Source organism: Peptoanaerobacter stomatis (assembly GCF_000238095.2).
Classification (GTDB): Bacteria; Bacillota; Clostridia; order Peptostreptococcales; family Filifactoraceae; genus Peptoanaerobacter; species Peptoanaerobacter stomatis_A.
Genome location: NZ_JH815225.1, coordinates 1,335,824 through 1,350,421, shown reverse-complemented (window position 1 = coordinate 1,350,421; position 14,598 = coordinate 1,335,824). Strand labels below are relative to the sequence as shown.

Annotated in this window: 10 protein-coding genes; 1 reads left to right on the top strand and 9 read right to left on the bottom strand. The window is 29.5% G+C overall.

Going from position 1 to position 14,598, the window contains the following annotated elements:
- Positions 1 to 130 precede the first annotated feature (130 nt).
- From HMPREF9630_RS05790 to HMPREF9630_RS05770, 5 genes are all read right to left on the bottom strand, one after another.
- The gene (locus HMPREF9630_RS05790) at positions 131 to 1,918 is read right to left on the bottom strand and encodes a helix-turn-helix domain-containing protein (RefSeq protein ID WP_009527580.1); all 1,788 of its coding nucleotides are present in this window, start codon (positions 1,916 to 1,918) and stop codon (positions 131 to 133) included.
- A 281-nt stretch (positions 1,919 to 2,199) separates the two neighbouring features.
- Positions 2,200 to 3,249, bottom strand: a complete 1,050-nt coding sequence (locus HMPREF9630_RS05785) for a cysteine protease StiP family protein (RefSeq protein ID WP_040465185.1) — start codon at positions 3,247 to 3,249, stop codon at positions 2,200 to 2,202.
- A 1-nt stretch (position 3,250) separates the two neighbouring features.
- Positions 3,251 to 4,363 (bottom strand): phosphoribosyltransferase domain-containing protein, encoded by a 1,113-nt coding sequence (locus tag HMPREF9630_RS05780; RefSeq protein ID WP_009527578.1) that lies wholly within the window; start codon positions 4,361 to 4,363, stop codon positions 3,251 to 3,253.
- A 168-nt stretch (positions 4,364 to 4,531) separates the two neighbouring features.
- A complete protein-coding gene (locus HMPREF9630_RS05775; protein WP_009527577.1) occupies positions 4,532 to 5,323 on the bottom strand; it encodes an HAD hydrolase family protein in 792 nt (263 codons plus the stop codon).
- Between the two features lie 15 nt (positions 5,324 to 5,338).
- Positions 5,339 to 6,703, bottom strand: a complete 1,365-nt coding sequence (locus tag HMPREF9630_RS05770) for a trypsin-like peptidase domain-containing protein (RefSeq protein WP_009527576.1) — start codon at positions 6,701 to 6,703, stop codon at positions 5,339 to 5,341.
- Between the two features lie 118 nt (positions 6,704 to 6,821).
- Between HMPREF9630_RS05770 and HMPREF9630_RS05765 the strand changes: the two genes are divergently transcribed.
- The gene (locus HMPREF9630_RS05765) at positions 6,822 to 7,793 is read left to right on the top strand and encodes an HpcH/HpaI aldolase/citrate lyase family protein (protein ID WP_009527575.1); all 972 of its coding nucleotides are present in this window, start codon (positions 6,822 to 6,824) and stop codon (positions 7,791 to 7,793) included.
- A 688-nt stretch (positions 7,794 to 8,481) separates the two neighbouring features.
- On the opposite strand, the gene HMPREF9630_RS05760 is transcribed toward HMPREF9630_RS05765, so the two are convergent.
- The 4 genes from HMPREF9630_RS05760 to HMPREF9630_RS05745 form a co-directional block, all read right to left on the bottom strand.
- Positions 8,482 to 9,096 carry a hypothetical protein gene (locus HMPREF9630_RS05760; RefSeq protein ID WP_009527574.1) on the bottom strand — a complete coding sequence of 205 codons (615 nt, stop codon included), beginning with the start codon at positions 9,094 to 9,096 and terminating at the stop codon, positions 8,482 to 8,484.
- A gap of 322 nt (positions 9,097 to 9,418) precedes the next feature.
- A complete protein-coding gene (locus HMPREF9630_RS05755; RefSeq protein ID WP_009527573.1) occupies positions 9,419 to 10,234 on the bottom strand; it encodes a formate/nitrite transporter family protein in 816 nt (271 codons plus the stop codon).
- Between the two features lie 222 nt (positions 10,235 to 10,456).
- Positions 10,457 to 11,707, bottom strand: a complete 1,251-nt coding sequence (hutI, locus tag HMPREF9630_RS05750) for an imidazolonepropionase (RefSeq protein WP_009527572.1) — start codon at positions 11,705 to 11,707, stop codon at positions 10,457 to 10,459.
- 347 nt (positions 11,708 to 12,054) lie between these two features.
- On the bottom strand, positions 12,055 to 14,082 hold the full coding sequence (locus tag HMPREF9630_RS05745; RefSeq protein WP_009527571.1) for a urocanate hydratase: 2,028 nt from the start codon (positions 14,080 to 14,082) through the stop codon (positions 12,055 to 12,057).
- Between the last annotated feature and the right edge of the window lie 516 nt (positions 14,083 to 14,598).

Below are 14,598 nucleotides of genomic sequence, written 5' to 3'. Positions count from 1 at the left end.
TTGCGACAGTCTCATTTTTTGTTATACTGAAAATTGTTTAAATCAATATATGAGTATTATATTAAAAATATCTATATTTTAATTAGTTAATAGTATTGAAACATAGATATTTTTTGAACGGTGAAACTATTTATTTTGTAAGAAGTTGATTGCAAACTTCTTCATAATCATTTAAGCTGTTAATGGATTTTTCCTGCTTTGATAGAATATAAGTCTGAAATTTTGCAAGCAGTATATCGCTTTCATATTGAATAGCGGATACAGGGAATTTGTTTTTGATTGCAAAAATACTGTTACTTTCAAATTGAAACAGTTTTATGCTGTCGTATATTGGTTTATCCAACAAAACTATATGATAATTTTTATATGTTTCTAATGTTTTTGCAATATTTATGAGTTGTTTTTTATATTGAGTTTCAGTATAGTAAATCCTATCTTGTCCAAGTATATTTAAAAAGTCGAAAGGCTTTTTTTCATAGATACGTTGTTTGGGAATATAAAAGTATTCAAAAAAAGAGTTATTTTTTAAAACTTTTTTGTAAAAAGAACGAAGTTTTTTAATATATTCACATATATATTCATGTTCTTTTTTAGAAACATTATTTTCCGACAAAATTTCTGCGAGAAGGTCTTCGTCAATATGCCATATGGGAAGATTTTGCTGCATTAAATGTACGGAATGATTTATTTTTTTCTCTGTAGGAATAAAGAAATCAATGTCTTTTATTGACTTGATATTTAGAGTTTTTAAAAGTTTTTGCGAATGTTTAGTTAAATCTTCAAATGCTTCTTCCAATTTTTGTATAGTGTTTTGTTCTTGAGTGAAATAGAAATCAGTTTCGTTTTCTAAACTGTCTATAAAATTTCCGTATACAGCAAAACTACCGGAGCTGAATATGGTATTGGAGAACGGATTGGAAAAAGATGCGGTATAATAATAACTTTCAATATTTCCTGACAGATGTAAAGGCAGCCAGCCTTCTATTGCTGAAAACATTTCTTTATCTTTCCGTTCAATGTTGTGAATAATAAAAATTTTATGTCCGCATTCCAATATTGTAAGCATCAATGCACGCCATGTTTGGAAAAATTCGGGGTCTTCTATCATCCATGACATATTTTGGTTGGAAAACAACTTTAATTCCAACTTCTTTTCGGATTTGCAACATAGAGATAAAAATAAAAGTACAAGCTGTCTCAAACCTTCATTTCCTTGTTTTTTTATTATATGATATGGAGGAATGTAAGTGTCTTTGAGAAGATTGGAAACTTTTTTGAAATCCGGAACAAATGAGTGATATTCTTCCATCATATGAAATATTTTGTCCATAAGTTTTGTGTCGAGATCTTCGTTCATAAACCAAGAAAATATTATGGAGACAAAATCTTCCTTTTTACAAGCATTTACAGATTTTACACCTATATATTGCAATAGTTCTTCTTCGCATTTTCTCTCAAGTGTCAGGTTAGCAAAGTAATCTACAATTTGGTTTATTATTTTATTATCTGTTGACGGAATTCTGTCTCCTGTCTTATATCTGCTGATTAGTGATGGGTCAAAATTCAGCTCCTTTGCTAAAGTTTTGTTGGAAATATCAAAAAAGTCCATAAGCTTATAAAGACAGATAGAAAATTTCGGTAATGATTTTATGCAATCTTCACATATCCATGTAGAAAAACTTTTTTTATCCCATGAAAGATTGTATTGTTTTTTCAAATCCATAATCTGTTCATCAGATAGAAGATGATCAAAAGCGTAGTATAATTTGTCATAGATATCACTGTAAGGCGGGAGTGTGGCAATTCCTCTTCTTATTTTACTTACAAAAGAAGGAGAAATATTCATTTCTTTCGCCAAATCAATGTTTTTAATATTGTATTGCAGCATGAGTTTATTTAATTTTTCAGAAAATGACATAATGGCCTCCAATATTAATAAGAATTTATAATATCCATTGTTTTATATTTGATGAAATTATATATTTTGTAGATTATAAATAATTTTGTTTTAACTTACTTATATTACTGTTCAATATATTTTTAGTATAAGGCATATTTAAGAAACATATTGAAGCAAAAAATACGAGCATTTTATAATAAAATACATTAAATTTAGTATTATATGTCTATTTGATTAGATACTATTATAAGTTATCTTCATTGCTTTTTTATCAGATATATAAATTTATTTGTCATACTTTATATATCTGATAAGTTTTTAATTATTCCGCAACATTTGTAATGATTCAAATTGTAATATTGTATAGGCACATTTTTTTCTTCGGATAATTTGACTATGTGTTGTAATTGTACTGAGTTTTTATATTTTTCATCTATCAATATCAGATGAGGCACTCGTCTTAACAGAACTCTGGTAGTTTCGCCTATACCCGGTTTTATAAAATTGATGTCTTTTATGTAGAATTCTTCGGCTATTTTTTTTACTTCATCTATTCCGTATCCGTCTATTATGGCTGTATCTTTGACGTTATTAATTTTAAAATGTCTTTCAACTTCGCTTATAAATTCGTATGATAAGTCATAGGGTTTTAATTCTTCGTAATATAATGCTCCATGAAAATCATTTTTTCCGATTATGTCTTCTCTTAAAAAGGTTCTGCTTATAAGACCGCTGACTGTGGAATTGAGGCATGAACTTGGGATAAGTATGTCTTGATGTGTTCCGCATAACTCGGTTACATTTGCGGGGTCTGCTACAACTGCTATATCAGATGATACATTTTTATATAAGGATACAGCTTTTTTCAATTCATTAAGTATTGCTCCTTTTCCAATCCAACCGTCAACAAAAAGTAATTTTTCTGCTGAATATTTTGACAAGAGATATTTCATAGCATTATCATCTATGCCTTTTCCTCTTATTATAGATATAGAAAAGTGAGGGGTATCTATATTATATTTGAATTTTATATATCTTTTTATGAGTATTCCAATTGGTGTGCCTGCTCTTGCAAGTGATACCAATACTATATTTTTGCCTTTTTGTGTGATTATTTCATCTGATAAATTGCCTATTGCGTTTGCAACTTCATCTGAATATAATTCGAGCACTTGATTGTAAACTGTCATATATTGACTACTCGGTGTATATTCTATCGGTAGCATCTCGCTGTAATGCCTGCCGATTTGGATAAGTTTTTCTCTTTCTTGTGTGGACATAGGCTTGATTAAACCTGTTATGTCTTTTAATAGTAAAATTACGTCGTTTTTATCGTATGAAGTTTTGATATTAACACCACCTAAATATTATAATATTATCATTTTTGCATGATACAAGTGCATTTACAAGTTCTGTATATGAGTTTTTTTGATTTTTAGAATCTGTAATTATTATGACCATATCGTATTTTTTCAGGTCATATATGTATGTAGTCCTATTTTCATCATAAAGGCTTGATATTTCGTATCTTGTGTGAAGAGGATAATCGGATGTGTTGCTGACTTGTATAGGACTTCTTGTAGTTGCATGAAATTTGACATTCTTATCATTTTTTTCGATTTCATTAGCTGTAAAAAGGGCGGGATACATAAATTCTTCCGTACCTAATACGAGTATGTCTTTTACATTTTGTAGTTTGATATTTTGCAATATTTGATTAGATAATTCATAGCATAATTTTTTATAAGACATAGGGTTTATGAGTTTTCTTGAATTCACATATGAATGTATATCCGTTATTTTTATTTTTTTTGAATTATCACTGAAATTTTTTAGTTCGGTTTTAGTAAAATATTGTCCGTCGTCTTTATAAGTATCTGCTATTTTTGGATAATTTTGTGAGTTTATCTTTACAAGATAATATATGTCTATGTTTTTGTTTTTATAAATTTCTTCGGATTGTTCATCCATTGAATTGAGAACTGAAATTGCAGTATATTTTATATCTTTTTTATAGAGGTTGCTTAATTTATTTATGATATTGAGTATAGTTTTGCCTGTTGTTATCTCGTCTTCTACGAAGATAATTCTGTCTGTTTTATCAATTATACTGTCAACGTCTGATTTTACCAATTTTTGCTCTGTGGCATGGCTGTGGTCTTCTGTGAAGTGTATATATTCTTCTCCTTGTATATTTTCTCTTGTCGTGTGAATATATGGGGCATTTATTTTGAGTGCAACCGATGCTCCGATAGCTGTTGCGGTTTCTGCAAATCCTATCACCAATATTTTCTCGTCTATATATTTATGTGCAAGCAGGTTTGCCAAATCGTCAAACATTTTGAGAGCTTTGCTCGGTATTACAGGTATATGCTTACCTTGAAGTTTATTTACTATTAGATAGTTTCTTTTTTTGTTGTTTTGCCTTTTTGCAATTTTTATTAAATCTTGTTCTGTATACATAGGTTCTCCTGTTTTATTGTGGAAAAGTGATTTTATTTGTGTATTAAATTATATTAAAAAAAATATCTATGTTTATTAAATGCCGGTGTTTAAAATATATTCAAACAATCAAGTAACATTATAATAAAAATATATTTAATTTAGTATTTTTATTATAAGCTTGTTTAATTAGGTAATAGTATGAAACTGATTGTCAAGCATACTTTCGATTTTTTCGAGCATGGTTTCAGAAAATAATGAAAAATTGTCTATTAATATTGTATTTTTCGGTAGTTTGTGTATTTTTGACAATTCTTGAGGCGCTATGGAAATGTCTGTTTTATCAAACATAGATATGTCAAATTCGCTGTCGCCTGCTGATATAAAAATTTTTTTATTGTCTGAAATACTGTCTAAATATCGCTTAAATCTAAGCAAAGCATTTCCTTTACTGAGATTTTTTGGAATTACATATAATTTTTCTTTGTTGTTAAATACATCAACTTTGCTTGTATCTAAGATATTTTTTAAATCATTGACTACATTTTGAGAATTTTCGCATTTTGTAAATACGAATAGATTTTTAATAAATCGGAGTTCAAAATTTCTTCTGTTGTCGTTTTGTAGATATGTGAGTGATTTTTCAAGCTCATTTTTACTGTTTTCTATGAGAGAAAGTGAGGTGTTATACCACATTTCATCTTCCTTCCCGTCTATAAGCAATATGCCTCCGTTGCATACAAGTGCATATTTTAGCTGTCCTATATCCAAATCTATTCTTTTGTACTGCTCCTTGGTGCGAGTTGTAGTAGGGACGATTAACAGTTTTTTACTCAGTTTTTTCAAAAGATGGTATGTTTTATCAGTTATGAATGAAATCTGTCTGCCGTTATATATTTCTACATTTTTTTTGTTTTTTCCTATATCTTTTTTGTATGAGTATATGAGTGTGTTGTCTAAATCTGTGTTAAATATGTTCATTTTATCGCCTTTATTTTATATGAAACCTTTTACAAAGGTATTTATTGATTCGTAAGATACTGCCAAATTTATATTTTGAGCATTTCGTATGCCTGCCGTACTTATGCCTATTACTTCTCCGTACATATTAAGCACTGCACCTCCGGAGCTACCTGCCGATATAGGTGCTGTGAATTGAATCATATCCACATCATCTATTATTCGAAAGCCTGATATTATACCGTCAGATACAGAGTTGAAAAATCCGTATGGACTTCCTATGGCAACAACTTTTTGCCCTCTTACCAAATCATCTTTTCCGTCATATATTTTAAGGGGATGGAGTTTTTTTTCGATTCTTATTATTGCCAAGTCTAACAACTGGTTGTATTTTATTATTTGAGTTGTAGAGTATAAGGTTTCATCATTTTCTATTCTTATTACAAATTCTCTGCCTCCTCCGGTTACATGATTATTTGTAAGTATGTATCCGTCTTGTCCTATCATAATACCGGAGCCTGTGCCTATTATTTCATTGTAATCATTTTTTATAGTAATCATAACAATAGAAGATGCCATACCTGCCAACTGTTCAAAAGTTTTTTCCTGTTTTTTATAATCGTCGGAAGATATGTATTGAGGTTTTATGCTTACATTCTTTTCTGTTTGAGAGCCGGTGTTATCAATTTTAATATTTGCATTATTTTGTATAAAATCAGCTTTTTGTTTGTAAATAGGTAATGAAATATCACTGTAACTACCGATATATAGTTTTTTTGAAAGATTTAAAAAGCATTCTTCTATTTCTATGTCATTTTTGCTTTGAAGCATTAATACATCTGCACCTATCAAGGTAAGCATATAAAAAAACAGATAGTCCTGTAATTTGACAATATTGTCAGTTATTACTTTTATATTTATTTTTTCGCTCCAAGTTTTCAAGCAATCGGAAAATATTGTGTCAAATCTATAAAATAGTTTTATACAATAGTTTTTTTCCATTGACAAAGAAATATTTTTATTTGAAAGTTTATATAATTTAAGTACTTCTTTGCAAGCATCGCTAAAAGTCTTGTCTAACGCAGGGGTTATGCCGGATACTTTAGTAGATATATTTTCATCTTTCAGAAATCTCTGATAGCATAACTCATAGTAATCAATTTCTTGTATATTGTTTGGTAAGGCTTCTATCCTTTTATATACAAGTATATTTTTGCTCATATTTTCATATAGAGTTTTTTCCGCTTTTTCCAAATCTAAGATTAAATTTTCATCTATGCCTAATGTCCTTATAAAGTATACATCTCTGCAATTTTTACCTACTCCTCCATGTATGTTTACAAACGCATTTATGGAGTTTATATTTATAATATTGTGACGGTATTTTATATTCTCACACATAGCACTTTTCTCACTTTACTTGTTTTTATAAATATTATCATATATATTACATTTTTTCTATCTTTTTGTTCAAAATTATGCTACAATGATAAATAAAATTTAATTTAACGGAGTTTGTATGAAAGATAATTTAATATATTATAGTGTAGGGGCTTTATTGTATTGTCCTGCAAATAGCGACAGCATTGCCGATTCCATAATAAATGGAAAATTTTCGTCAAATTTTTCTCTTGCATTATGCCTTGAAGACACAATACCGGATAATTGTGTATTGGAGGCAGAGCAAAAACTTATACAGTCAATAAGTAATATTTATGAGAAATATACATCAGATGGTATACATATTCCTAAGATTTTTATAAGAGTAAGAAATTATGCTCAAATCTATGAATTATGCGAGAGTTTAAAAGATTGTATGGATATTGTAACAGGATTTATAATACCTAAATTTTCGCTTGAAAATGCAGACAGGTATATAGAGGCGATATTTAATGTAAATCAAAAAAGTAATAAAAAAATATATATGATGCCTATTTATGAAAGTGTAGCAATAGTAAATTTACAGATGCGTTATGATATTTTATATGAATTGAAATATAAACTTGATAGAATAGAAGAACTTGTCCTAAATATTCGTGTGGGCGGTAATGACTTATGCCATATATTCGGTTTTAGAAGGCATGATGATGAATCCATACACGACATAAAGCCTATATCATCTATATTTTCAGATATTGTTACGGTATATGGAACAGATTATGTAATATCCGCACCTGTATGGGAATATTATGACAGCAGTAATTGGGAAAAGGGATTGCTTGATGAAATTAAAGGAGATATATTGTGTGGCTTTGTAGGAAAAACTGTCATACATCCAAAACAAATTGAAGTTATAAATGAAGGGTTTAAGGTACATAAAAAAGATTTTGAAGACGCAAAAGCCATATTGAATTGGAATGAAAACTCCAAATTGCTGGTATCAGGCAGTACAAAAAGCGAAAGAATGAACGAGTACAACACTCATCACATATGGGCTGAAAAAATAATGCTTATGGCGGAGGCATTCGGTGTAAAAGAGTTGGTTGATTAAATAAATTATGCATACTTGTAAAATTAAAGACGATTATATTTATGTTTTTCACATAAATAAAAAAATGCTTATAAGCAATGCAAATATTCGTTTTTAAGTAGGTTTCAGTTGAAAATGTATCAGAATTTTAAAATTTATAATTGATTTATCCAAACTGTATTTTAGTCTATACTGTAGTGTATCTTAAAAGTTTTAAAGCTTCAATGATGAAAATTATTTTAAAAATTTAATAATAAAAATTGTTTTAAAGTTATTATATTTTTGATATTAATTATATTAAAATATAACATTTTTCAGATATGTTTTAATATCAATTTATTATATAATTGTAGCTTAAGCAAAATAAACCTCCAGTTTTACTGGGAGAATAAAAATCTTTAGATAAAAGAAAACCTCCTTTTGATATAATAGAATTGGTCCGCCAAAACCAAAATAAAATCAAAAGGAGGTTTTTGTTCATTTTTTAAAGTCAGTCATAAAATTAAACTTTCTAAAATCATTTAAGTTTATAATAATTACATAAATAAAGATAATTAAATATTAATAATATAAATGTTTGCAGAACAGTATAAAAAGAAAGTTTATATTTACTATAGGTACGAAGCACGGATATTAATAGAAGAACTTGTAAAAGGAAATAAAAGAGTGTCTTAGGATCAAAAAGAAATTCAAAATTACGAAACATCATCTATCTGCGTCCTGACCAATGTACAGTATCTATATATCTGCCGCTTTTATCATAAAGTTTTGCATATCTTCTATATTCTATAGAACTTCCAACTGTTCTCCATTTACCGCCAATTATAATCTTTAAATTCATATATCCACTTGCCTGCATACCAAGTAATACGCTTGCTGCTCCAAAAAAAGCACCAACAGGACCGCCACAAACACCGGCTAAAGCACCGGCTAAAACAGCTTGAGTTACACTCATATAGAAAAGCTCATAATTTTCAATTTCACTAAAATAGTTCCAATCATCTGAATTAGCCATTTTATACGAAAACGAGAAAATATCTCTATTATTTTTTATAGGAGCTTTAATAGTTATATTTTCAGCACCACTTATTTTTATTATGTTAAAACCGTTTTCTTCCTTGTGTTCATATCTATAAAATTTACCATCAATAATATATTCTTCTGTAAGATAGATACCATTATTTTTTTGAGGATTCTGATAATCCATTTTTAGACAAACAACATCTGTTGAATTGTTATTAGTTCCAAAGGCAAATATTGAATTACTAAAAAACATAGAAAATATCAATATGAACGCCATTATTTTTTTTAGTATTTTTTTCATTTCTATAACCTCTCTTCAATATGATTATAAAAAATATATTTTTTATAAAATTAATTTAAAATAAAAGAATAAAAATTTAACTTATTGTGAAATTTATTATTAGTGCATTGATTACTAAATAGAGTACATTGGTCTAATCCCACCTAACAAAAATATATTACAAATATGTGGAAAATATATAAACTATATAGAAAGCATAAGTTGTTTTATCAATTTTGTCAATAGATAATATGAAATATTTTCAAATAATTTATGATAGATTGTCAAGATAAGTGCAACACAATTATCTTGACAATCTGTCTTTTGTAGTTTAATAACGGCATTAATGTTTTTCTCTCAAATATAAAAACCAGTAAAATGCACCTATAAATATACTTCCGCCTATTATATTGCCTATTGTAACAGGAAGTAAATTGTTTATAAAAAATGAGCCTATATTTAATTTTTCTATGTGTATATTGTGCTCAACAGCCATTTTTACATATTCACTGTTAGAAAGTGCCATCATTCCTGACGGAATATAATACATATTTGCTACACAGTGTTCAAATCCTGATAATATGAATAACAGTATAGGGAAAAATGTACCCAACACCTTATCGCTTAAAGTTTTACCTGAAAATGCCATTATTACAGCTGTGCAAACGAGGATATTACATAGTATACCCATAGCCAAGCCTTGAGAAAATGTATAAGATACTTTTTTTACGGCTACTTTTATAGTTGTAAGTGCCAATTCATTATTAAAAAATGAAAGTTGTCCGGACATATTGATAAGTCCTGCAATAATAACTGAGCCTATTAAATTGCCTATATATACAAAAAACCAGCATCTTAACATTCTAAATAAACTAATTTTTTTCTTAAGTAGAGATATTACTAAAAGACAATCTCCTGTAAAAAGTTCAGTTCCACAGCAAAGCACCATAATGAGCCCACCGGGGAAAACAAGACCTGCAAGCAATTTTGCTATAGAGCCGCTTTCTACAGTAGCCGATACGGTATTTGATGCAACTGATGCAAGTGCTATAAATATTCCGGCAAGTATAGCAAGACCTATCATCTTATATAAGGGATAGCCGGATTTTTTTTCTCCCAATTCTATGTACTGCTCTGCTACTTCTTTTGCTGATAACATAATTCTCCTTTCGTTAGTGGTAGTAATTAAACTTAAAAATGGAAAGCATAATATTATTTTAAAATGAATATGCGCAAAATAATTCTGTATAAAAATAAATTAGTTTTTTTATAAGTTGAACTACTATATTTGATTTGTAAAATATAGATATGCCTTAAAAGATATATGATATTTTTAAGACATATCTTAGCAAAAATCAGTTTTTAATTATAATTTTCTATTCTATTTATTTTTCCAAACAACAACGCCGTCTTTTATAGTCTTTTCTACTATGTTTACTGCTGTGTGATATGGTAAGAATTTGTATGAAGGGAATTTTAATATTACTATATCTCCTTTTTTTCCGACATCTATTGAGCCTATTTTATCGGCTTTGTCAATTGCAGCAGCGCCGTTTATTGTCATAGCTGTAACAGCTTCTTCTATGCTCATGTTCATATATATGGATGCAAGTGCAAACATAAGAGGTATAGAATTTGTAAAGTTGCTACCGGGATTGAAGTCTGTTGCAAGTGCAACTGCACAACCGCTGTCTATCATAAATCTTGCTCTTGCAAATGGCTCTTTTATACAAAATGCAGTTGTAGGAAGCAATGTGTTTATTACTTTCTTATCAGCCATTGCTTTTATGCCTTCGTCTGATGCATGCAATAAGTGGTCTGCTGATATCATTTCCATTTCTGCAGCAAGATCTGAGCCGCCTAACTGTACTATTTCATCAGCGTGGATTTTTAGTTTCATACCGTATTCTTTGGCTTTTAGATACATTTTTCTTGATTCTTCTACTGAAAATACACCTTTTTCACAAAAAACGTCAAAGAATTCGGCAAGATTTTCTTTTACAACTTCAGGTAATACTTGTTCCAACAATAAATCTATGAATTCATCAGTTTTTCCTTTGTATTCTTTAGGTACTGCATGAGCTCCCAAAAATGTTGTGGATATGTCTATCGGATGTATTTCATTAAGTTTTTTCATAACTCTGAGTTGTTTCAGCTCAGTATCTTTATCCAAGCCGTATCCACTCTTGCCTTCCACAGAAGTTACACCAAATGACAGCATAGAGTCAAGTCTTTGTTTTCCAAGCTCGATGAGTTCCTCTTCGCTTGCTTGTCTTGTAGCAGTAACGCTGTTTACTATACCTCCACCTCTGTTCATAATGTCCATATAACTGTCGCCACGAAGTCTCCAAGAAAACTCTTCAGCTCTATATCCTCCGAATACGAAATGCGTATGAGAGTCTACAAATCCGGGCATAACTGATTTACCTGTAGCATCTATGACTTCATAATTTTTTTCATCATAATCTTTTAAAATGTCATCAGTTTTTCCAACAGCTTTTATTATTCCGTTTTTTATGACTACACTGCCGTTTTCTATAACGTTTATTTCTGACATTTCTTTGCCGAATTTGGCTCTGTTTCCACTACAAGTTACGACTTCGCTTGCATTTTTTATAAGTAAATTTTTCATAGTATCCTCCTTGTTTTGATATAAACATAATTTAATGCCGATAATTGATTAAAATAGCATTTTTTATTTTATAATTTATGATGCTTTTTTATACTATTTTCTAATAAAATTATTGATAACTTGTATAATTATATAAGATTAATATAGATAGTGTGTTGGAAAAATTAATTATTATGTTTTTTCGTTATTCTATAAGATTTTAGTATAAGTTGTAAATTATATTTTTAATATAGCTATTGGTATAAGTTTAACAAAGTATAATATTAATTTCAAATTATTTTTTATAAAATATTGTATAAATACAAAATTTGCAGTATATAATTATACTGCAAATTTTAGATTATGATTTATTTGTTGAATATTTTTGCAACAGCGCTTTTAACTTTATTTTCATCTGCTATATATGGTATAGTTATGTGATCTGTACCATGATTAGCTTCGTTGAATTCTAACACTGTTTCTATTGAGTGTTCGTTTCTTGCCCAAGAACGTCTTGCAACTCCGCTCATAACGTCCCAAGATAGAGCTGATTTTACTATTTCGTCTGCTCTGTGGCTACCGTCTAATACCAAGCCGAATCCGCCGTTTATAGATTTACCTATACCTACACCACCACCGTTGTGGATAGCAACAAGGCTCATACCTCTTGCGCAGTTACCTGCAAAGCATTGTATAGCCATATCTGCCATTACATTACTACCGTCTTTTATATTTGATGTTTCTCTAAATGGTGAATCTGTTCCTGAAACGTCATGGTGGTCTCTACCCATCATTACAGGACCTATTTCGCCTTTTCTAACCATATCGTTGAATTTAAGTGCTATTTTTATTCTGCCTATTGCATCTTGATATAATATTCTTGCTTGTGTACCTACTACCATTTGATTTTTTTCTGCATCTTTTATCCAGATGTAGTTATCTCTGTCTTGATATCTTCTGTCAGGATTTATGCAGTCCATAGCAGCCTTATCAGTTTTTATCAAATCTTCGTGTTTTCCGCTTAAGCAAACCCATCTGAAAGGTCCGTATCCGTAATCGAATAATTGAGGTCCCATTATATCCTCTACATATGAAGGCCATATGAAACCGTCTTTTTCATCTATTCCGTTTTTAGATATTTCTTTTACTCCTGCGTCATATATAGCTTTCATGAAAGAGTTACCGTAATCGAAGAAGTAAGAGCCTTTTGCTGTAAGTTTTTTGATTACGTTGAAATGTGCAACAAGAGTTTTATCTACTAATTCTCTGAATTTTTCAGGATCTTCAGCAAGAAGTCTTGTTCTTTCTTCAAAAGTTATTCCTTGTGGGCAATATCCACCTTCATATACGTTGTGGCAAGATGTTTGGTCAGATAAAAGAGGTATATGAATGTCGTGCTTGTCGGCATATTCAAGCAAGTCTACTATATTTCCGTGATAAGCTATTGATATAGGCTCTTTCTTGTCTTGATATTCTTTTGCTAAAGCAAAAACTTCGTCAAGATTTGCAGAAGCTTTTCTTATCCAACCTTGATCTAATCTTGTTTGTATTCTTGAATAGTCAACTTCTGCAACTATTCCAACACCGTTTGCTATTTCGCAAGCTTTTCCTTGTGCACCACTCATTCCGCCAAGACCTGATGTAACAAATAATACACCTTTTAAATCTCCTTCATTAGGTATACCTAATTTCATTCTTCCTGCGTTAAGTATTGTATTGAATGTTCCATGAACTATACCTTGAGGTCCTATGTACATCCAACCTCCGGCTGTCATTTGTCCGTAGTTTGCAACACCCATTTCTTCAGCTATTTCCCAATCGTGTAGGTTGTCAAACATACCTATCATCATTGCGTTTGATATTATTACTCTTGGAGAGTCAGGTTTAGATTTGAATAATCCAAGTGGATGTCCTGATTCTATAACCAATGTTTGATCTTGAGTTATAACTTCCAAATATTTTTTTATAAGTCTGTATTGCATCCAGTTTTGGCAAACACTTCCTGTTTCACCGTAAGTTACTAATTCATATGGATAAAGAGCAACGTCGAAATCGAGGTTGTTGTCTATCATTACTTGGAAAGCTTTACCTTCTGTGCAATTACCTTTATATTCATCAATAGGTTTTCCGTATAATTTACCTTCAGGACGGAATCTGTATCCGTATATTCTTCCTCTTGTTGTAAGTTCTTCTAAAAACTCAGGAATAAGTTCTTCGTGATATTTTTCAGGGATATATCTAAGTGCATTTTTAAGCGCTATTTCAGTTTGAGCCTGAGTTAATCTGAATCCTCTGTCCGGAGCTCTTCTTATACCTTCTACAAATTTAGGCATTTTTGGAAGTTCATCGTCCAATTTTATTGTCATAGCATTCGCAATATCAAGATTTTGTATCATTTCATACACTCCTTTTAATTTTTTTACATAAATTATATCAAAAAACCTTTGTCACAAATTTTATACTATTTTTTATGATAAAGTTTTTTATTAATCTTGACTTCATTATACATATATGTAGTCTTTAAATAGTCTACTTAAAAATTTTATTTTAAAATTTTTTTTGACGGATATGAAAAATATATGGAGAGCTTTTATATTTTTCATAATATTTTCCTAATTTATAAAAAATTATAAAACGTGCATATTGCAATATTTATATTTGTTTTATTTTGCGTCTAATTTAAGTTTTACCTTGTAATTATTCTTAATTTTTTTGCTTGAAAACATTTTATAAATTATTTTTGAAATGTATTTGAGCATCATATTAAAAAATATAAATTTTTAAGCATATAATTATAATGCACTTTTATATATATGCTGTGAGTTATACCAACGTATATTTTTTGCCATATATTAAGGCATGAATCATCATTAAATATACATATAATTTTATTAGGTTTTAGTATTAATTAG